This window comes from Pseudomonas fluorescens, assembly GCF_902497775.2.
GTDB classification, from domain to species: Bacteria; Pseudomonadota; Gammaproteobacteria; order Pseudomonadales; family Pseudomonadaceae; genus Aquipseudomonas; species Aquipseudomonas putida_F.
Genome location: NZ_OZ024668.1, coordinates 3,551,406 through 3,571,698, shown reverse-complemented (window position 1 = coordinate 3,571,698; position 20,293 = coordinate 3,551,406). Strand labels below are relative to the sequence as shown.

The window sequence follows — 20,293 nt, the reverse complement described above, 5'->3', positions numbered from 1 at the left end:
TCAGCCCGGGGCGGGGCTGGTGCGCAGCAGATCGTGCTTGAGCAAGGCGACTGAGGCGGCCAGCAGCACGGCGTCCTTGATCAGAAAGGACGTCGCCCCACCCATGGCCGGAAAGCCCCCGGCGCTGTTCTCCCAGCCGCCCGGGGTGGTAATGATCAGGGTCAGGGTGGTGGCGTAGGTGAGCACCGAGCCCAGTGCGCCGATCACCGCCAGCCGTGGTTGCCAGATACCGGCCAGCAGCGCCGCGCCAATCGCCCATTCCGCTACGCCCAGCGCATAGCTGGCGCCGTGGATACCGAAGGCCAGGTGCAGCCAGGACAGCAGCGGGCTGTTGTCGATCAGCGGAATCAGGGCCTGGGCTTCATAGTCGAACCATTTGGTATAGCCAAAGCCGAAGAAAATCAGGATCAGGCTCCAGCGCAGCAACTGGGTGTCCAGGGAGGAGCGGATGAATCGATCGAGGTAGGCGGGGCGAGTCATGGCGAGGTCCTGTGGTTGGATGAGGCAGGTATCCTCAAGACGCCGTGACCGCCCTGTTGTTACATCAGTTGCTTACTCAACGCTTGCCGAGAATCTTGCCGAGCAGCTCCGGTCGCGGTGCGCCCTGCTGGGTTTGCAACTGCTGCTGGTCGTCCAGGTAGAAGATGGCCGGCGTCGCTGACAGGCCGAGTTCTTCCATGACCGCGAGGTTGGCATCGAGCTTGGCTTGTACGCCTTCGGGAATCTTGTCCAGGGCCTTGAGGGTGCTGGCCTTGCCGGCTTTCTCATGCTGCGCCAGGGCTTTGACCGGGTCTTTGCTGGCCAGCAGTGCGGCCGACTTACCCGGGCTGTCTTCACGGATGATGCCAACCATGATGTGCCGCAATTGCACCTTGCCCGACTCGACCCACGGTCGCGCCTGTTGCCAGAATATGTTGCAGTACGGGCAGTTGGGGTCGCTGAACAGGTAGACGGTGCGCGGTGCGTCGGCCTTGCCGTCGGCGATCCAGGCGGTTTTTTCCATCTTCGCCCAGACCTCTTTGGCCATGGGTGCATACACCAGTTTTTCCAGCGGCGCCTGGCTCAGGTCCTTGCCCTGCTCGTCGAACAGGCTGCCTACCAGCACGTGCTTGCCATCGGCGGTCAGGTACAGCGCCAGACCGCGGTTCTGGTACTCGGCAGCATAGCCACGCAGGCCATCGGGCGCGTCGAAGCTGCCTTTGATTTTCGCGCCTTTGGCTTCCAGTTGCTGGATAGCCTTGGGCAGGTCTTGAGCCTGTACCAGTTGGCTGGTCATCAGGCCCAGGGCCAGGGTGAGGGGCAGTTTCAACAGAGATCGCATGCGACGTTCCTTGTGGGGGATGGGACGGCAGGCGCGGGTGCGCGCTCGAAAGATTGCAGGGCATGGCTGAGGCTGGCCCGCGACAGCTCGCCGAGGTGGCTGCCGACCAGGCGCCCCTCGGCGTTGTAGAACAGGGTAGTGGGCAAGGCCATGGAGCCGACCTTCCGCGCCAGCTGGCCGCCGCTGTCGAACAGCACGTGGGAGAGGTTCAGGCCGGTGGTGGCGAGGAAGGTGACCACGGTCTGTGGTGCTTCGCCCTGGTTGACGAACAGGAAGGTGATGTCCGGGTAGTCGCTTTGTGCCTGTTGCAACACCGGCATCTCGCGCCGGCAAGGCGGGCACCAGGTGGCCCAGAGGTTGATCACCAGCGGCTTGCCGCGATAATCGGTGAGTTCGACGGCCTGGCCGTTGGCTTTGCGCAGGCTCATTTCCGGCAGTTGGGTGCCCTGGTCATAAAGATGGCTGGCCAGGCTGCCGAGCAGCCAGAACAGGCCGCCACTGAACAGCCCCCAGCCCAGCGGCCGACGCAGGGCCGGCCGGCGGTAACCCAGCCACAGGGCCCCGATGGCAACCGCGAGCAGGCCTGGCCACAGGAGGAAACCGCCGTCGCGCAGGTCGATGACCTGCAGCAGGTCTTCGCGGTACATCGACCAGTACTGCAGGACGAAGCCCAGGCGTGCACTGAGCAGGCCGAGCAGGAACAGGCTGAACAGCACCGACTCCGGATTGTCGCCGCCGCGCTTGGCGACGCGCCAGCCGACCAGGCTGGCCAGGGCCAGGGCGCAGATCAGCAGCAGGTGGTTCAGGGCCATGGTCAGCGGCCCGAGCGCAACAGTCAGCATTATCCTTGGCTCCGGGTAGTGGCCCAGTGTTGGAGGAAGTTCGCCGCATCGATTTCACCGGTGACGCGCCGGCCCCGGCGTTCGTTGCCCTCCGGGCCGATCCAGATCAGGCTGGGCGGGCCGGGGACCTGATAGCGCTGTAGCAACTCGCGGCTGGACGCAGCATCGGCGGTCACATCCAGGCGCAGCAAGCGTACGCCGCCGAGCGCCGCCAGCACGTCGGCGCGGGCAAATACCTGTTTTTCCATGACCTTGCATGACACGCACCAGTCAGCATAGTAGTCGAGCATCACCCACTGACCGTCGGCCTTGGCCGCCTCCAGCTCGCGCTGCAGATCGGTCGGCTGGCTGACGGTGGTGAACGCATCGCGATGCTCGGCGAGGGTTGCCGGGCCGTTGCTGGCAGTGAACGGCTGCAGCGGTTTCCAGGGGTCATCGCCACCGGCTGCAGCGCCGACGATCAACAGGCTGCCCCAGAAACCCAGCAGCAGTGACAGCGCGCGCAGGGCTCGCAAAGCCTGCAAGGCTGGCCACGCCGCCCAGGCCAGGGCGATCAGCCAGGCACCGGCAAGGCCGAGCCACAGCGAAGGCTCCAGCACCGCGCGCAAGGTATACAACGCCATGGCCAGGAAGACGAAGCCGAACAGCCCTTTGACCCGGTTCATCCAGGCGCCCGGGCGCGGCAGGTAGCGGTTGCCCAGGGTGACCAGCAACAGCAGCGGCAAGCCCATGCCAATACCCAGGGTAAACAGCACCAGGGCGCCATGTACGGCATTGCCGCTCTGGGCGATGTACAGCAGGGCGCCGGCCAGCGGTGCGGTCATGCACGGGCCCATCAGCAGGCCCGACAAGGCCCCGAGCAAGGCCGCACCATACAGGTTGCCGCCCCGGGTGCCGTGCCCAGCGCGCTCCAGGCGGTCGCGAATCCACACCGGCAATTGCAGTTCGAAGGCACCGAACATCGGCAGGGCCAGCAGCACGAACAGCCCGGCCAGGGTGCCCAGCAGCCAGGGTTGCTGCAGCCAGGCCTGAAAGCTTGCGCCCAGCAGTGCGGCAACCACGCCCAGGGCGGCATACACCAGGGCCATGCTCAGCACATAGACGCTGGCCAGCAACCAGCCACGGCGGGCACTGGCACCGCTGCCCAGCACCAGCCCGGCGAGAATCGGCAGCATCGGCAACGAGCACGGGGTGAAGGCCAACAGCAAGCCAAGGCCGAGGAAGGCCAGCAGGCTCCAGGCCAGCGTGGACTGCTGCAGGCCGCCGGCCAGGGCCTGATCACTGGCCTGGGTTGCGGCAGTTGTACCGCCGAGGCTGACCAGGCTGGTTTGCGGCGGGTAGCACAGCCCGGCATCGGCGCAACCCTGCCAGCCCATGCGCAGTTCACCGCTGGCGCTGGCGGGCAGGATCAGTTCCAGTTCGCCACGGTACACCTGGGTTTCACCAAAATATTCATCGCTGTGGGGCAGGGCGGCGGGCAATTGCGGTTGCTGCTCCGGCGCCAGGCCATCGAATTTCAGGCGTTTCTGGTACAGGTAGTAGCCATCGGTGATCTGCCAGTGCAGACGCATCTGCCCGGACGCCAGGCGTTCGCTGCTGAACACGAAGGCCTTGTTGACCGGCAGGAAATCGCTCTGGGCAAACGGGTTGGCCTGGCTCAGGCCGCTTAGCAGGAACATCAGGGCAAACAGAAAAACGCGCATGTCGAAGCCTTGGCAATGCGATGAAGGGCCCAGCTTGGCCCAGCCCGATTAACCGAAAGTTAACCCGTTGACTGACGGCTGTCGCCAAGGCCACGACGGCTGCGGCCTGGCGCGGCATAATCCTGGGTTAATCCGCCTGGGCTTGAATAAAGCCTTTCATGACCGAGACCCCACCATGCACGTACTGCTCTGCGAGGATGATGACCTGATCGCCAGCGGCATCAGCGCCGGCCTGAGCGCCCAGGGCATGACCGTCGACCGGGTGGCCAGCGCTGGCGCGGCCCAGGCCATGCTCCAGGCCGCGGCGTTCGACGTCATGGTGCTCGACCTGGGCCTGCCCGATGAAGACGGCCTCAAGCTGCTGCAGCGCCTGCGTCAGCAGGGCCATTCGTTGCCGGTGCTGATCCTCACCGCCCGCGATGCGGTCACCGACCGGGTCGAGGGCCTGCTGGCCGGCGGCGACGATTACCTGCTCAAGCCGTTCGACCTGCGGGAACTGGCCGCGCGCCTGCATACCTTGCTGCGCCGCGCCGCTGGGCGGGCGGTGAACATCATCGAGCACGGCCCGCTCAGCTACGACCCCAGCAGCCGCGAAACCTGCCTCGGTGGCCGCCCGGTCGACCTGTCGCGGCGCGAGCAGGCGCTGTTGCAGGCCCTGCTGCACAACCGTGGCCGGGTACTCTCAAGCGAACAGCTCAAGGACAGCGTGTACGGCTTCGGTGACGAGGTCGAGAGCAACGCACTGAACGTGCATATCCATCACCTGCGGCGCAAGCTGGGCAACGGTATCGTCGAAACCGTGCGCGGCCTGGGTTACCGCCTGGGGCCGGCGCAATTGCCGGAGGAATCGCAACCATGACCCTGCGTTTGCGCCTGACCCTGATCCTGGGCACCGCCTTTATCGTCATCTGGGTGCTGGCAGCGGCGTGGATGCTGCGCGACCTGCGCATGCAGATGATGTTTTCCCTCGATCAGCGCCTGGTAGCCTCGGCACGCATGGTCGCGGGCCTGGTCGACCAGTTGCCGCAGCCTTTGTCGAGCAAGGGCGAGGGTACGCGCCTGAGCGCTGATCAGTTGAGTGTCGATGGCATGGCCTGCCAGGTCAGCTCGCTGCGGGGTGAAATCCTCGCTCGCAGCCATAACAACGATCAGCCCCTGGACGACCAGCGCAGCGGTTTTCACGACCAGACCATCGATGGCGCCCGCTGGCGCAGTTTTACCTATGCCCACGGCGATGTACGCATTACCACCGCCGACCGGCACCAGGAGCGCGAAGCCCTGAACCGCTCGATCTTGCTGGCGGCCTCGGCGCCAGTGCTGATGGCCTTGCTCGGTAGTCTCGGTTTACTGTGGATGGGGGTCGGCAAGGGCCTGGCACCGCTCAACCGCATGCGCGATGCCTTGCGCCGGCGCAGCCCCGACTCCCTTGAGCCGCTGCAGGTACGCGGCCTGCCCAGTGAGTTGCAACCGTTGCTGGAAACCCAGAACCAATTGTTCCTGCGTATCGGCCAGACCATCGAGCGCGAGCGGCGGCTGACCGATGATGCCGCCCATGAGCTGCGCAGCCCGTTGACCGCGATCAAGACCCACCTGCAGGTGGCGCGAATGACCGACGGCGAGGTGCGCGAGCAGGCCCTCGAACATGCCGAACAGGGCGCGGATCGCCTGCACCGGACCCTTGAACAACTGTTGCTGCTGGCCCGGGTGGAGGGCCGCCTGTCGTTTGAAGACGGCCTGCAGTGCAATGCCGAGCAGATCGCCCGCCAGGCGATTCAGGACACCGGCATCGACAACGCCCGGCGTATCGATCTGCAATTGTCACCCGGAGCGGCCCAGGTTTACCTCGGTATGCCGACACCGTTGGCAGTCACGGCCCTGCGCAACCTGCTCGACAACGCCTTGCGTCATACCCGCGGTAGCGAACCGGTGGAGCTGGCGGTGCAGATGGAGCAGGACCGGGTGGCGTTCCTCGTGCGCGATCACGGCCCCGGCATTCCCGAGCAAGACATCGAACACCTGACCGAGCGCTTCTGGCGCCACAGCCAGAGTGGCGGTTGCGGCTTGGGCCTGGCGATCGTCCAGGCGATCGTCCAGCGTTGTGCCGGTAGCTTGCGCTTTGACAGCCGCAGCGACGGCTTGCGGGTGTTGCTGCACATTCCATTGCGCGTGAGCCCGTCCTGACGGGTTGGCGCAATGCGCTCGATGAAAAAATCCCGGCCAACAACGGGCAAGTGGCTAAATCCTCAGCGCGCTGAAGCGTTTTTCAAGCGATAACAACCCGCACACATCTGGTAACAGGCGCGTGACGGGCACATCCGCTTGCTTGCGAGGGTTTCCCCAGATGTCAGTCGCTATCAGCCTTACCCCGGCGCACCCGGTGTCTTCGGACTCCCTTGCGCCTGAAACACTTTATGCGTTCGACGAATCGCCGTTGCTGGCACGCCAGAGCCAGCAGGAATCCAACGCCCGCAGTTACCCGCGGCGCATCCCCCTGGCGCTCAAACGCGCCCGTGGGATTTATGTCGAGGACGTCGAAGGGCGTCAGTTCATCGACTGCCTGGCCGGTGCCGGTACCCTGGCGCTGGGCCACAACCATCCGGTGGTGATCGAAGCGATCCAGCAAGTGCTGGCCGATGAACTGCCGCTGCACACCCTGGACCTGACCACGCCGGTCAAGGATCAGTTCGTCCAGGACCTGTTCAGCCTGCTGCCGGAACAACTGCGCAGCGAAGCGAAGATCCAGTTCTGCGGGCCTACCGGTACTGACGCAGTTGAAGCTGCGCTGAAATTGGTGCGCACCGCCACCGGGCGCAACACCGTGCTGTCGTTCCAGGGCGGCTACCACGGCATGTCTCAGGGCGCCCTGAGCCTGATGGGCAGCCTGGGGCCGAAGAAACCGCTGGCGGCCCTGCTGGCCAATGGCGTGCAGTTTTTGCCGTACCCTTATGACTACCGTTGCCCCTTCGGGCTGGGCGGCGAGGCGGGCGTGAAGGTCAATCTGCACTACCTGGAGAATCTGCTCAGCGACCCGGAAAGCGGTGTGCAACTGCCGGCGGCGGTGATCGTCGAGGTGGTCCAGGGTGAGGGCGGGGTGATTCCGGCGGATATCGAGTGGCTGCGTGGTGTGCGGCGCATCACCGAAAAAGCCGGGGTGGCGCTGATCGTCGATGAGATCCAGAGTGGCTTTGCCCGTACCGGCAAGATGTTTGCCTTCGAGCACGCGGGCATCACCCCGGATGTGCTGGTGCTGTCCAAGGCCATCGGTGGCAGCCTGCCGCTGGCGGTGGTGGTGTATCGTCAGTGGCTGGACACCTGGCAACCAGGGGCGCATGCCGGCACCTTCCGTGGCAACCAGATGGCCATGGCCGCAGGCTCGGCGGTGATCAACTACCTCAAGGAACATGACCTGTGCGCGCATGCCCAGGCCATGGGTGAGCGCCTGGCGGCCCACTTGCGCCGCTTGCAGGAAGAATTCCCGCAGTTGGGGGATATCCGCGGGCGTGGCTTGATGCTGGGGGTGGAGCTGGTCGATCCGCAAGGGCAGGTCGATACTCAGGGGCATCCCGCAGTCTGCGCGCGCCTGGCACCGCTGGTGCAGCGCGAATGCCTCAAGCGCGGCCTGATTCTTGAGCTGGGTGGGCGTCAGGGGGCAGTGGTGCGCTTTCTGCCGCCGTTGATCATTACTGCCGAGCAGGTTGATGAGGTGGCGGCGCGCTTTGCCCGTGCTGTGCGTGCGGCGGTTGGCAGTTTGTAAGCTGCCCCGGGCTTTGGGTGTTGGGTGTTGGGTGTTGGGGCTGCGGGATTATCCGTTCGCTGCAGCCGCGCCACAGCGAACGGATAAACTCGCATCCTCAAATGTGAAGACCGTTTGCTGCTTCAGTCGAAGGTACGACCGGCGCGCCAGTAGCCCATCAGGGTCAGGGCACTGCGGTCCAGCCTGCGTTCAGTAATCAGGTAGCGACGAATGTTCATCACCGCTGCCGACTCGCCGGCGATCCATGCGTAGAAGTCGCCGTTGCCGGGTTTGGCCAGCTCCCAGAGGATCTGCCGGTCGATATCGACCTCTTCCAGGGCGATATTCGCTCGTGCGCCCGCTGCTGTCGCAGGCAAGCGCGCCAGCTCGCGGCTGGCATGAATCATCGCTTCGCCATGGGTGCAGTGCAGCACTTCGCGCGGCAGCCAGTTCAGTTCGGTGGCGCCGCTGCAGGTCAGGTCGAGGCAATCGGCTTCGCAGGGGACTTCGATGAACGCCTGAACCGGCACCTCGGGCAAGCCTGCAGCCATGTGTTCGAGGATCCCGGCAATCGCCGGCAAGGCGGTCTCGTCACCGATCAACAACAGCGTGCGCAAGTTCTTGGGTGGTCGCCATTCGTAGCCCCCGGGATCGGCGTCGAAGGCCAGGTTCGGCGCAACCATCTGCAGGCGGTCGCCGATACGCGCCTGGGTCGCCCAGGTCGACGCCGGGCCGTTGACGCCGTGCAGGACGAAGTCGACATCCACTTCCAGCGCCTCGCGGCGCAGGTCGCGGATGGTGTAGGTACGCATCGGCGGGCTCTGCTCGGCGCTCAGGCCGCGACGCGCTTCCTGCCAGGAGCCGTGCTTGGGCAGTTGCGGGGGTTGGCCGTCGGCGGATGGAAAGAAGATCTTGATGCGCTGATCGGCAGCCAGGGTGCGCATCTGCGCGACATCCTCACCGCTGAACACGAAGCGGCTGAGGGACGGGCTGAGGGCAATGATGGCTTTGAGCTGAACATCGAACAGTCCGTAGGCACTGGTTCTGGCAGGTTTGCCGACCAGCTTGCGCAGACCGTTGCCCAAGGCGTTGGTCAGTGAAGTGGAGGCGGACATGGGCGGTACCTTTGACAAGGGAGGTACCTTGAAAACGAAATAACCACGCCTTGAATTAGCGCAGGGTAGCGGTGGTTAAATTTCGTCTCCCAGGATACGTCCTAGCTTGGATAAAGCCTGCTTCATGGCTGATACGGGTAGGATGATGACGATTTCGCGACGAGGATTCATAGCGGGCCTGGCAGTGGCGGGCGCGACCGTGCCGGCCGCCTATTACGCGCACAAGCAATTGACCCATGATCCACAGGACGACATCGTCACCCCGGGCGAGGCCAGCGTCGAACTGGCTGATGCTGCTGGCCAACAACTGGCCGATCAACTGCGTGGCGTCTGGGACTTGCGCTTGAGCGGCGCCGATGGCGGGCTCGCCGGGCTGCCTGTGGAAGGCTTGCAGATGTACCTGGACGTCGCCGCCAAAGGTCGGGGCTTGCGGGGCTTTGTCGACACCGAAAGGGTTTTGCGTAGCGATGCCCCGGCCGCTTACCGGGTGCTGGGCGACCTGGTCGGGGCGTCCACTGCCACGGTGCGCTGGCGGCTGATGAGCACCCAGGGTGGGCCGGGCTATGAATGCAGCGCCAGCCTGGATGAAGTCTGGGGCAGTTTTGGCAACGCTGGCAGCGGTACCCTCAGTGGCCGCTTGCAACCGCTGGATCGCTCGATGGCCTTGCCCTTGGCCGACAGTCACTTCGTTGCCGTCAAGCGCCTGTTTCCCGAAGCCCGTGAGCGGCTGCCCTATACCCCACCGTTGCAGGCCTGGTTGATCAGCGCCGAGCACCGTTTGTTTCATCAGCTCTGGCATGCGACCCGCGACAAGTGGCATCGGCTGTCTGAAGAAAAACACGGTGCCTTGCGTGGCCTGGGCTGGCAGCCCGGCCCGCGAGACAAGGAACGTGATGCCCGTGGCCCGCGCAAGCATCGCAACGGCTCGGGGGTGGACTTCTTGTTCATGCACCGGCATATGCTCGGCACCGCCCGATCGATGCAGGACCTGCCGTCATGGACGCATTTTCCTCTGCCGCAACCCAGTGTCGAGCAGGACCGCCAGGGCTTTGCCCGCTACTACGATAACCACGATGGCTATTGCGTGCCGCCCGGCTGGCGGGCGCCAGGCGATGAGGCGTATGGCAAGTGGGTCTCGGCGATCAAGGCTGGCGAGACGTTCTGCAGCAACTTCCAGGTCTGGGAATCGCAGTACCAGGACCCGCTGTACCTGTCGAAATTGACGCTTGGCGCCTTCGGCTCGGAACTGGAGATGAACCTGCACGATTGGCTACACATGTGCTGGGCGTCGGTGCCGCGCGATCCGGTCAACGGTGCGCCGGTACCTTTTGCCCGTGATCCGGCCGATTTTGCCGGGCGCTGGTACGGGGCAGAGAATGATTTCCTCGGCGATCCGTTCTCGTCCCATGTCAATCCGGTGTTCTGGGGCTTTCACGGTTGGATTGATGATCGCATCGAGGACTGGTACCGCGCCCATGAGCGCTACAGCCCAGGGCAGGTGCGGCGTCTTGAGGTCAATGGCGTGCAGTGGTTTGCCCCGGGGCGCTGGGTCGAGGTCGCCGACCCGTGGTTGGGGCCGGTGACCCATGGCTGCAGCACCACGCCTGGGATGTTCCCGGGCAAGTCGGTGGAAATGGACGTCGAGACCATGAAGCTGGCCTTGCGCATCACCTTTGGTGCAGACGACAAGATTGGCGATCTGGTGCGGCGGGTGCCGCAGCGGCCCTGGTATGCGCGGCATCTGTCGTTGCGCGGGATTGTTTCCTGACTGCTCGTTGCGTCGGGCCGGCTTTGCAGGCCATCGCCGGCAAGACCGGCTTCCACAGGTGTTGTGTGGGAGCCGTTTTGGTTTAGCGAACCGCCTGCCAACCCCCGCCCAATGCCTTGTACAGCGCCACGCTGCCCTGCAGCCGGGCCAGGCGCAATTGCACCTGTTGGTCCTGCGCCTGGTACAAGGTGCGCTGGGTTTCCAGCACCGTCAGCAAGGTCTCGGCGCCAGCGCGGTAACGGCGTTCGGACAGTTCGAAGGCAATCTGCGCCTGTTGCGCTTCCTCATTCTGCGACAGGCGTTGCTGGTCGACACCACTGATGCCGTTGAGCGCCTTCTCGACATCGGCAAAGCCGGCAACGATGCTGCTGCGGTAACTTTCCAGTAGTTCATCCTGCTCGGCACGGGCTTTGTCGCGCTCGGCGCGCAGGCGGCCGTTGTTGAAGATCGGCGCGGCAAGCCCAGCGCTCAAGGTGTAGTAGGGGCTGCGCAGAATGCGCGCGAAGGTATCGGCGCCCGAGCCTAGGTCGGCACCCAGGGTCAGGCTTGGCAGCATGGCCGCGCGGGCCACTTTCACGTCGGCCTGGGCAGCCGCCAGGCGCGCTTCGGCCGTAGCGATATCCGGGCGGCGGCTGAGCAGGTCACTGGGCACGCCGCTGCCGATCTCGGGCCAGTTCAGGGCAGTCAGCGACTCATCGAAAGCAGGCAGGGACTGTACAGGCTCACCGAGCAAGGTCGCCAGGGTGATGCGCGCCTCCTGCAGCTGCTGTTCGAACAACGGCACCTGGCGCTGCTGACCGGCAACCAGGCTGCGTTGCTGGGCCAGTTCCAGGGCAGTGGCCGAGCCTGATTGATAGCGGGTTTCAACCAGGCGCAGAACATCCTCGGCGTTGCTCAGGTTGAGGCGAGCAATACGCACTTGCTCACTCAGGGACAGGCTTTGCAGGTAGCTGTTGGCAACGCCGCTGAGCAGGGTCAGCTCAACGGTCTGGCGATCGAAACGGCTGGCATCCAGGCTGTACAGGGCGCTGTCGCGGGCGGCGGCGTTGCCTCCCCAGAAATCGATTTCGTAGCTGGCGCTCAAGCGGGTAGAGAATGACGTGCTGGTGCGCTCGCGGCTGCTGGCATCGAGCTGATCGAAACCGTTGCCATGCAGCAGGCGTTGACGGCTGGCATTGAGGCCGAACTTGACGTCGGGCAACAGCGGCGCGCCGGCGATCACCGCCGAGGCCTGGGCCTGGCGCACACGCGCTGCGGCCGCGGCCAGGTCGAAGCTGTTGCGCCGCGCCTGTTCGATCAACTGATCAAGGGTGGGGCTTGAGAATTGCTGCCACCAGTTCTCCTGGGGCAGCACGCTGGTGGCTGCTTGTCCTTGCCACTGGCTCGGTGCCTGCAGCCCGCTCTGGGGGGCGGGGGCAGTCGAACCGCAGGCGGCAAGCAATACACCGATGGACAACAAGCTGAGACGGCTGGGCAGGTTCATGGGCTATTCGCTGGTAAGGGCTTTGACCGGGTCGAGGCGTGCGGCCTTGCGGGCCGGCATGAAGCCGAACACCACGCCGGTGACCACTGCACAGGCAAAGGCGCCAAGCACAGCGGGCAAGGAGAAGGCCACGGCAATGTCGGCCAGCAGCAACACGCCGCCAATCAATAATGCCAAGGCAATGCCGGTGACTCCGCCGACCATCGACAGCAGCACTGCCTCACTGAGGAACTGGCGCAGGATGTCGCGCTGGCGGGCGCCGGTGGCCATGCGGATACCGATCTCGCGGGTGCGTTCGCGCACCGTCATCAACATGATATTCATCACCCCGATACCGCCGACCAGCAGCGAGATTGCGGCGATCGAGCCGAGCATCAGCGACAGGGTGTTCTGCGTGCGTGCTTCGGCCTGGATCAGCGCCGCGTCGTTGGTCAGCTCAAAGTCGTGCTTGCCGTTGTGGAGTTTGCGCATCAAGCGGTCGATGGCAGCTTCGGTGTCGGCCACACGCCGCGAATCGGCGGCGGCGATGGTCACGTACTCCGGGTCGCGGCTGCCGAACAGGCGGATGGCGGCCGCCGAGTAGGGCACCACGATACGCTCGTCGCTGTCCTGATCGCCTGAGCTTGCGCCTTTGCCGGCGAGAATGCCGACCACCTGGAAGGGCACGTTCTCGACCAGGATATACTGGCCGATGGGGTCGTTGCCGGTACCGAAGAGTTTCTCCCGGACCTTCTGGCCGATGACCGCCACGGCTGCCGCGCTTTGCTCGTCGGCTTCGGTGAAGAAGCTGCCCTCGACCACCGGCCAGTTGAAGATTTCGGAAAAATAGGTGTTATTGCCGCCGACATAGAACTGTTGGTTGTTGTTGCCGTAGCGCACCATCAGCGAGTTGCCGATCACCGGCATGATCATCTTCACCTGAGGCAGGCTGGACACTGCGGCAACGTCATCGAGGGTGATGACGCCAGCCGGCTCGCGCAAGGTCGGAGCGCTGCCGCTGAGGTAAAGGATGTTCGAGCCGAAGGCGGCCATCTGCGCCATGACCTGGCGCTTGCTGCCTTCGCCGACCGCCAGCATGACCACCACCGAGGCGACGCCGATGACGATCCCCAGTAGGGTCAGGGCGGTGCGGAAGCGGTTGATCCACATGATCCGCCAGGCAGCTTGCAGGGCCTCGACCAGCTCGCCTTTCCAGGCGCCGTTGGCGGTCGCACCCAGGTTCAGGCGCTGGCGCAGGTCTTCGGCCTGCAGGCCGGGAGCGCCGGGAGCGCCGGGAGCGGGGATGGCTGCCTGCTCTGCCGAGTCACTGAGCACCAGGCCGTCACGAATCTCGATAATCCGGTTGGCCCGGGCCGCGACTTCGCGATCGTGGGTAATCAGGATCACCACATGGCCCTGGCTGGCCAGCTCGTCGAGCAGGGCCATGACCTCGGCGCCGCTCTGGCTGTCCAGTGCGCCGGTCGGCTCGTCGGCGAGGATGATGTGCCCGCCGTTCATCAGCGCGCGGGCAATCGATACCCGTTGCTGCTGGCCACCGGACAACTGGTGCGGGCGGTTGCCTGTGCGGCTGGCCAGGCCCAGGCGGTCGAGCAGGGCTGCGGCGCGGGCGTGACGCTCGTTGGCAGGGGTTCCGGCATAGATCGCCGGCATCTCGACGTTTTCCTGGGCCGAGCCCGAGGCAATCAGGTGATAGCCCTGGAACACGAAGCCGAAGGCTTCGCGGCGCAGCCAGGCCAGTTCGTCGCTGTCGAGGTCGGCGACGTCCTTGCCGGCGAAGTAGTAGTTGCCCGATGTCGGGCGGTCGAGGCAGCCGAGGATGTTCATCAGCGTCGACTTGCCGGAGCCGGAGGCGCCGACAATGGCCACGAATTCACCAGGATGGATGGCCAGGCTGATGCCGCGGACCACTTCAACCTTGGGCGTATTGACACCACCATAGGATTTGCGGATATCGCACAGTTCGATCAGGGGCGTGGACATTCAACCCCCGCTTGCGGCAGGTACGCCGATCAACAGGCGATCGCCCTCGGCCAGGCCGTCGAGCACCTGCACCCGCAGGCGGTCATTCAGGCCGGTACGGACCTGGCGTTGATTGACCTTGCCATTGCTGTCCAGCACCTGGGCGATGCGCAGGTCATCGCTATCGGCGTGTTCATCCAGTGCCGCCACCGGCACCGTCAGCACCTTGCTGGCGCGCCCGGCGACAAAGAACACCTGGGTGGTCATCTCCGCCATCAGGGCGTTGTCCGGGTTGTCGACATCCAGCAGCACGGTGTACAGCACCACTTTGCTGCTGGCGCCACTGCCGCTGGCACTGGCTGGACTGCCGCCGCCCTGGCTGGCTTGATCGAGAGGTTTGGGCGGCACCGGCAGAATTTGCCGCACACTGCTGGTCCAGCGCCGCTTGCCGCCGGCCAGGGTGGTGAAGTAGGCCGTCATGCCGGGCTTGACGTGGCCTATGTCGGCTTCAGATACCTGGGCCCAGACGGTCATCGGCGACAATTTGGCGATGCGCAGGATCAGCGGGGTTTGCTGCTGGGCATTGAGGGTCTGGCCTTCACGCGCGTCGACCGCAACCACGGTACCGGACATCGGCGCATAGATGCGGGTGTAACCCAGTTCGGCCTCGTCACTGCGCAGGCTGGCCTGTGCCTGGCGGATTTGCGCCCGATACATGTCGATCCGTGCCTGAGTGACCTTGAGCTGGGCCTGGGCACTTTGCACGTCCTCCTCGCGCGTTGCGCCACCGGCGGCAAGGCTACGTTGCCGTCGGTACTGCTGGTCGGCAAGTTGGTACTGGGCTTTCTGCTCGTCGAGCTGGGCCTTGAGGTTCTCGATCGAGAACCGTCCGGCGTCGAGCCTGGCTTGTTGCGTCGACGGGTCGATCTCAACCAGCAATTGGCCTTCCTTGACCTGATCCCCCACCTCGGCATGCAGTTTTCGGATCTGCCCGGAAGCCTGGGCGCCGACGTCCACATAACGTCTGGGCTGCAAGGTGCCCAGGGCGGTGACGCTGCTTTCGATGTCACCGCGGCTCACGGTTACGGTGCTCAGCGGGTCGCCACCAGCGGGCAGGGTTTTCCAGGCGAGCAGGGCGCCCAGGCTGAGCAGGCCGAGGCCGCATAGCAGCAGGCGACGAGTATTCGATGAGCGTTTCATGCAGGGTTCCAGCCAGATGGAATGGCCCGTGACATCTCACTGCCGAATAGGCGCGGCAGACACGGGAGGCTCCCAGGTAAACGAGGTGGGTGCCGTGGAATTTACCGGAAGCGGGGGCGGATGTTGCTGAGAATAATTATAATTTGTATTATTGCATACTGCCATCATTCAGATCCGCTCAACCACGAATCAGGGAACCCCCGCAGATGTCGCGGCCAGGTGTTGTGTTGGAAACCTACTATCGCGAACTGGTGAGCTTTCTCTGTGCCCGCCTGGGTAACCGGCAGGCCGCGGAGGACGTCGCCCACGATGCCTACATCCGGGTGCTGGAGCGCACTGCTGGCGATGACATCGAGCACCCGCGTGCCTTCCTTTACCGAACTGCCCTGAACCTGGTGATCGATGGCCATCGGCGAGGTCTGCTGCGCCAGGCCGAGCCGCTTGAGGTGCTGGATAGCGACGAGCGTTTCTTCTCCCCAGCGCCTTCCCAGAGCATGGACCTGAACCAGCGCCTGGACTTGATGCAGCGCGCCCTGGCCGAGCTCAGCCCACGTTGCCGCGAGTGTTTTCTGCTGCGCAAGCTCGATGGCCTGTCGCACCCGCAGATCGCCGAGCGTTTGGGTATTTCGCGCAGCCTGGTCGAAAAACACATTGTCAACGCGATGAAACACTGCCGCGTGCGAATGCGCGAGTGGGAGTCGCAGTAAGGCCTGGCCTGGGGAAAATGTGAAAAATTCGTCGGGGCTTTGCTTGATTTATGCTCATTTCCCGACAACTATCAGTGAAGACCCTCTATCTGGCGAAGTGCCCGCCAACAGCCTGCAATTGATGATCTGGCGCAGTATGGTCAAGGAACGTCTCTAACGCTCTCTGCCTTGGTCATAGACGATGCCGAACAAATCGCTGCGGATCCTGATTGCCGACGAACACCCGATGCAGTTGTTGCAACTGGAACGGATGCTCAATGGCATGGGCTATTACCGCATAGCTCCGGTCGAGAGCTTCGAAGATTTGCAGCGTCTGGTGCAGAGCGCACTGCAACCGTTCAACCTGCTGCTGGGCAACATCGACCTGGCCAGCCATGCCGGCGTCGACCTGGAGCGGTTTTGCCGGGTCAACCCGCTGATCCAGCATGCCCTGTTGTACGAGTCACAACACTTGAAGATCCCCTCGATTCCCGACAGCCAGCGCCGCGCTGTCAATGTCAGCCTGCCCAAGGTCCCGGACAACGAGACCATCCAGTCCTTCATGAACATCATCGACTCGCCCCAGGTGATCGGGCATTTGCCGGGCATCCCTGAGCGTGCGGGCAAGCAGGCTTACACCCCACGGCGGATGGACTTCGCCCAGACTGCGTTTTCTCGCCAGTCCTGAAGCTGCGCTGGGAGTCGCGGGGTAGCTTTTGCTATCCTCTTGCGTTTGCCCTGGCACGCCCGTCGCGTCGGCATTCGATCACTTGCGGATACCCCCTATGACTGCCACTGACCCTGCGCGCCCGCTGCAGCTGTCGCGCAGCGACCATAAGACCCTGAGCCTGGCGGCCCTCGGCGGGGCGCTGGAGATCTACGATTTCATCATTTTCGTGTTCTTCGCCCTGACCCTGAGCCAGTTGTTCTTCCCGCCGCAGATGCCCGAGTGGCTGCGCCTGCTGCAAAGCTTCGGCATCTTCGTCACCGGTTACCTGGCGCGGCCGCTGGGCGGCATCCTGATGGCCCATTTTGCCGACCATCTGGGGCGTAAACGGGTGTTCAGCCTGAGTATCCTGATGATGGCCTTGCCGTGCCTGCTAATCGGGGTGATGCCTACCTACGCCGATATTGGCTATGCGGCGCCGCTGATTCTTTTGGCCTTGCGCATCCTTCAGGGCGCAGCGGTAGGGGGCGAGGTGCCGAGCGCCTGGACCTTCGTCGCCGAGCACGCGCCGCCGGGGCGTCGCGGGTACGCCCTGGGCTTTCTGCAGGCGGGCCTGACCTTCGGTTACCTGCTCGGTGCCCTGACCGCCACAGCACTGGCGCAGCTGTTCAGCCCGCAGGAAATCCTCGATTACGCCTGGCGCTACCCGTTTCTGCTCGGCGGCGTATTTGGCGTGATCGGTGTGTGGCTGCGCCGTTGGCTGAGTGAGACGCCAGTGTTCCTGGCCTTGCGCGAGCGCCGTGACCAGCCGCCGGCCTTCCCCTTGCGTACGGTTTTGCGTGAGCATCGCCGCGCGTTGATTCCTGCCGCATTGCTCACCTGCGTGCTGACGTCGGCGGTGGTGGTGCTGGTGGTGATCACTCCGACGGTGATGCAGCAACGCTTTGGCATGAGCGCCGGACACACCTTCGCCTTGAGCAGCATGGGTATCGTCTTCCTCAACATCGGCTGTGTGCTGGCAGGTTTGCTGGTCGACCGTATTGGCGCCTGGCGGGCGCTGATGATCTACAGCCTGTTGCTGCCACTGGGCATCGCCGGTTTGTACGCCAGCCTGGTGGGCGGCTGGGGCTGGACCGGTGCGGCCTATGCGCTGGCCGGCCTGGCTTGTGGCGTGGTGGGGGTGGTGCCATCGGTGATGGTCGGGTTGTTCCCGGCGCAAATTCGCGTGTCGGGCATCTCTTTTACCTACAACATTGCCTACGCCTTATGGGCCAGCACCACGCCGCTGCTGCTGATCGCCCTGATGCCCTGGAGCCCGTGGGTATGCGTGGCTTTCTGCCTGATCATGGGGGTGGTTGGGTTGCTGACGGCGATGTACTTCGGTGCGCGCGAGGCGGCGGCCTTCGACGACCAGGCGGTACGCTGCTGAGTTCATCTGCGGTGACAATCGTTACCCGCTGAATGGCCGCTGATCAGGCAGACTCCAGAGCCGGCAAATGGATTGTCGCGTTTGCCAAATTAAACCTACTAGGTTAATTTTCTCATGGAGAAAGGAACGCCGCATTGCAGGCTTTCGACGGTCAGGGCGCTGCTTGATGCGGGTCGCGTCCGAGCGACTGGTTCGGCGCTTGCTGGCGCAGCAGTGCTTGGTCTGGATTTCGAACTGATGCTCGAAGTGGTTCGTGCCCTGAATGCCACGGATTTCTACTAGAGCATGACCACGCAAGCGAACCACCGTATATGGCAAGACGTTTACCGGCCCAGCACCTGCTGTGGGCGGGTCTACCTGGAAAACTGACGGTCATCGATGATGTGCTCATCGTGTCCTTCAAGGAGTTGTGAAGATGAAATGTCCAGCCTGTGGCGCGGCCGAGCTGGTCAGTGCCAGTCGTGATTTACCGTACACCTACAAAGGTGAGACAACACGGGTGAGTGACGTGACTGGAGATTTTTGCCCGGCCTGTGAAGAAATGGTGCTCAGTGATCTGGAGTCCCGGCGGGTCAGTGCGGCGATGCTCGCGTTCAATCGACAGGTCAATGCGGCGGTGGTCGATCCACAGTTCATTGCCGCCGTACGCAAGAAGCTGGCGCTTGATCAGCGTGAGGCGGCGGAAATATTTGGCGGCGGAGTCAATGCATTTTCCCGCTACGAAAATGGCAAGACCAAGCCACCCTTGGCCCTGGTCAAATTGCTCAAGCTTCTTGATCGCCACCCTGAGTTGTTCGAAGAAGTCAGAATGGCCTGATGCAAGCGATAAAAAGATGGAGCAAAACGGCTGAGGCCATCATCAGCTCGGTGCATAAGGCAAAGCTGAGCGCGACAATGAATAAATTAACGAATTAGCTATTCAGGCCACTAGATCGAATGCAGCGTCGACCACAACAGCCCTTTAGCCGGCAGCATCACTTCCACGTGATGAGGGGCGGCCAACCCCATCCACGATCAGGAAGCCGAAATGTCCGCCATCAAACTCTATTTCCACCCACTGTCCGGCCACGCTCGTTCGGGCGCAAGGTGATTTGCACCTGGATGCCCGACCAGCACCGCACCCTCTACCAGCAGTTGTCGTTCATTGTGATCGGAGCGGTCGACGCTGAGGGCGTGCCCTGGGCCAGCCTGTTCGATGGCCCGCCCGGGTTCATGCAGAGCACCTGCTCGTGCACCACAGTGCCGATGCCAGCGATCCGTTGGCCGCCGCGTTGCTGCCAGGCGCTGCCGTCGGGATGCTGGGCATCGAGTTGCACACGCGGCGGCGCAACCGCATCAACGGTCGTATCGACATCATGACCGACGCTTCTCACCCAACAGCCTGCAGACCGGAACCTGTCTCCAGCCCGCAGGTGCCTGAGCGCTAGGCCCAGCCAAATGCCTCCTCGAACGCTTCGGCAAAGGCTGTCACCTCGCTTGCAGGCAGGTGGTTGATGCCCGCCGCCCGCGCGCGACCACCACCGCTGGCGAAGCGCCGACAGAATCCATCTGCCGCCAGCGGGTGCTGCGCCGAGGTGCGCACGCTGACGGTGAAACCACCGTCACTGTTGCTGCCGAGCAACGCCAGTGCCTGGTCCGGGTGCTGGCTTCGCAATTGGTTGACCAGCACACCCATCACGCGTCGCGCCCAAGGTGCGTCGGGCAGGCGATACAGCACCGCGCCGGTCACCTCGCGCCAGGCACTGAGGCGCGCCGCTTTGGCCATGTCTGCTTGATAACCACGCTGCAGCGTGGCAAAAGCTGCGCTGCCGGCAATGAAGTCCAGTGGGTCGGCGAAGGGCTTCAATGCCTCGGCCAGCGCTGCGGGGTCGAAGTGCAGGTCGCCGAGGCTTTCGCCATAGGCGTTGTAGTTGAGGTAAAGGCCCAGCTGTTCGAGCGGCTCGATCTGCTCTGGCAGCACGCCGTATTGTTCGCACAGCGCCTGACCGAGCTCCGCCAACCCATCGCCGAAGGCCGCAACAATCGCCCAGCGATGATGGCGACCGCCGAGGTAATCATTGACCAGCGAGCTGGTACAGACGTTCGCGGCGGTGTTGATGTACGACTCGAAGCCCGGATGGCTGGGCAGCTCCCCGGCAAAATGGTGATCGAAGTAGCGAACGCTTGCGCCGCCGTGCAGCAGGCGGGCGACGGCCTCACGGTTCTGGTCGTGGGCGACGTCCAGCACGGTGACGCGGTCGCCACGGCTGGCCCGCACGCGCTGCACCAGGCCGATATCGCGCTTGACGCCGGTCACCAGCTCGCCAGCCGAGCCTTGCGCCAGGCGCAGCTGTTGCAAGGCGCACAAACCATCGGCATCGCCATTGAAGGCAAAGTATTCAGTCATG

Annotated in this window: 18 protein-coding genes and 1 pseudogene; 10 read left to right on the top strand and 9 right to left on the bottom strand. The window is 64.0% G+C overall.

The genetic code is table 11. The annotated features are described in order from the left end of the window. The 4 genes from F8N82_RS16405 to dsbD all read right to left on the bottom strand — a co-directional run bounded on the left by F8N82_RS16405 (position 1) and on the right by dsbD (position 3,866). A complete protein-coding gene (locus tag F8N82_RS16405; protein WP_038996255.1) occupies positions 1-480 on the bottom strand; it encodes a YkgB family protein in 480 nt (159 codons plus the stop codon). Positions 481-556: 76 nt separating this feature from the next. Beyond that, positions 557-1,321, bottom strand: a complete 765-nt coding sequence (gene dsbG / locus F8N82_RS16400) for a thiol:disulfide interchange protein DsbG (RefSeq protein WP_038996254.1) — start codon at positions 1,319-1,321, stop codon at positions 557-559. Next, positions 1,306-2,163, bottom strand: a complete 858-nt coding sequence (locus F8N82_RS16395; protein WP_038996253.1) for a TlpA family protein disulfide reductase — start codon at positions 2,161-2,163, stop codon at positions 1,306-1,308. The genes dsbG and F8N82_RS16395 overlap by 16 nt, the downstream gene beginning before the upstream one ends. Beyond that, the gene (gene dsbD / locus F8N82_RS16390) at positions 2,163-3,866 is read right to left on the bottom strand and encodes a protein-disulfide reductase DsbD (RefSeq protein ID WP_038996251.1); all 1,704 of its coding nucleotides are present in this window, start codon (positions 3,864-3,866) and stop codon (positions 2,163-2,165) included. Before dsbD ends, F8N82_RS16395 begins: the two co-directional genes overlap by 1 nt. A 175-nt stretch (positions 3,867-4,041) precedes the next feature. Between dsbD and F8N82_RS16385 the strand changes: the two genes are divergently transcribed. The 3 genes from F8N82_RS16385 to F8N82_RS16375 all read left to right on the top strand — a co-directional run bounded on the left by F8N82_RS16385 (position 4,042) and on the right by F8N82_RS16375 (position 7,620). After that, a complete protein-coding gene (locus F8N82_RS16385; RefSeq protein ID WP_038996249.1) occupies positions 4,042-4,725 on the top strand; it encodes a response regulator in 684 nt (227 codons plus the stop codon). Then, a complete protein-coding gene (locus tag F8N82_RS16380; protein WP_038996248.1) occupies positions 4,722-6,047 on the top strand; it encodes an ATP-binding protein in 1,326 nt (441 codons plus the stop codon). The genes F8N82_RS16385 and F8N82_RS16380 overlap by 4 nt, the downstream gene beginning before the upstream one ends. Positions 6,048-6,207: 160 nt before the next feature. Next, the gene (locus tag F8N82_RS16375; protein ID WP_038996247.1) at positions 6,208-7,620 is read left to right on the top strand and encodes an aspartate aminotransferase family protein; all 1,413 of its coding nucleotides are present in this window, start codon (positions 6,208-6,210) and stop codon (positions 7,618-7,620) included. Positions 7,621-7,742: 122 nt separating this feature from the next. Here F8N82_RS16375 and F8N82_RS16370 read toward each other — a convergent pair whose 3' ends face one another. Beyond that, a complete protein-coding gene (locus F8N82_RS16370; protein WP_038996246.1) occupies positions 7,743-8,714 on the bottom strand; it encodes a siderophore-interacting protein in 972 nt (323 codons plus the stop codon). Between the two features lie 145 nt (positions 8,715-8,859). Here F8N82_RS16370 and F8N82_RS16365 point away from each other — a divergent pair, with 145 nt between their 5' ends. Continuing rightward, on the top strand, positions 8,860-10,482 hold the full coding sequence (locus F8N82_RS16365) for a twin-arginine translocation signal domain-containing protein (protein WP_038999512.1): 1,623 nt from the start codon (positions 8,860-8,862) through the stop codon (positions 10,480-10,482). A gap of 82 nt (positions 10,483-10,564) precedes the next feature. On the opposite strand, the gene F8N82_RS16360 is transcribed toward F8N82_RS16365, so the two are convergent. Genes F8N82_RS16360 through F8N82_RS16350 form a run of 3 tightly spaced genes read right to left on the bottom strand, consistent with a single transcriptional unit; the run spans position 10,565 to position 15,124 of the window. Further along, positions 10,565-11,965, bottom strand: coding sequence for an efflux transporter outer membrane subunit (locus F8N82_RS16360; protein WP_038996245.1), 1,401 nt, complete (start codon positions 11,963-11,965; stop codon positions 10,565-10,567). Between the two features lie 3 nt (positions 11,966-11,968). Beyond that, positions 11,969-13,945, bottom strand: a complete 1,977-nt coding sequence (locus F8N82_RS16355) for a MacB family efflux pump subunit (protein ID WP_038996244.1) — start codon at positions 13,943-13,945, stop codon at positions 11,969-11,971. Then, complete coding sequence (locus tag F8N82_RS16350; protein WP_038996243.1) at positions 13,946-15,124, bottom strand: efflux RND transporter periplasmic adaptor subunit; 1,179 nt, start codon at positions 15,122-15,124, stop codon at positions 13,946-13,948. A gap of 227 nt (positions 15,125-15,351) precedes the next feature. Between F8N82_RS16350 and F8N82_RS16345 the strand changes: the two genes are divergently transcribed. The 6 genes and pseudogenes from F8N82_RS16345 to F8N82_RS27650 all read left to right on the top strand — a co-directional run bounded on the left by F8N82_RS16345 (position 15,352) and on the right by F8N82_RS27650 (position 19,333). Then, positions 15,352-15,831 carry a sigma-70 family RNA polymerase sigma factor gene (locus tag F8N82_RS16345; protein ID WP_038999510.1) on the top strand — a complete coding sequence of 160 codons (480 nt, stop codon included), beginning with the start codon at positions 15,352-15,354 and terminating at the stop codon, positions 15,829-15,831. A gap of 181 nt (positions 15,832-16,012) precedes the next feature. Further along, positions 16,013-16,498 (top strand): hypothetical protein, encoded by a 486-nt coding sequence (locus tag F8N82_RS16340; RefSeq protein WP_038996242.1) that lies wholly within the window; start codon positions 16,013-16,015, stop codon positions 16,496-16,498. Between the two features lie 97 nt (positions 16,499-16,595). Next, positions 16,596-17,906: an MFS transporter gene (locus F8N82_RS16335; RefSeq protein WP_038996241.1), complete on the top strand. Its 1,311-nt coding sequence runs from the start codon at positions 16,596-16,598 to the stop codon at positions 17,904-17,906. Between the two features lie 114 nt (positions 17,907-18,020). After that, positions 18,021-18,319 (top strand): annotated as a pseudogene (locus tag F8N82_RS16330) (type II toxin-antitoxin system MqsR family toxin). A gap of 2 nt (positions 18,320-18,321) precedes the next feature. Continuing rightward, complete coding sequence (locus F8N82_RS16325) at positions 18,322-18,723, top strand: type II TA system antitoxin MqsA family protein (RefSeq protein ID WP_038996240.1); 402 nt, start codon at positions 18,322-18,324, stop codon at positions 18,721-18,723. A gap of 412 nt (positions 18,724-19,135) precedes the next feature. Continuing rightward, a complete protein-coding gene (locus tag F8N82_RS27650; protein WP_038996239.1) occupies positions 19,136-19,333 on the top strand; it encodes a hypothetical protein in 198 nt (65 codons plus the stop codon). Here F8N82_RS27650 and F8N82_RS16315 read toward each other — a convergent pair. Beyond that, the gene (locus F8N82_RS16315; RefSeq protein WP_038996238.1) at positions 19,330-20,292 is read right to left on the bottom strand and encodes a DHH family phosphoesterase; all 963 of its coding nucleotides are present in this window, start codon (positions 20,290-20,292) and stop codon (positions 19,330-19,332) included. The two genes, F8N82_RS27650 and F8N82_RS16315, sit on opposite strands and share 4 nt — an antisense overlap. Position 20,293 lies beyond the last annotated feature (1 nt).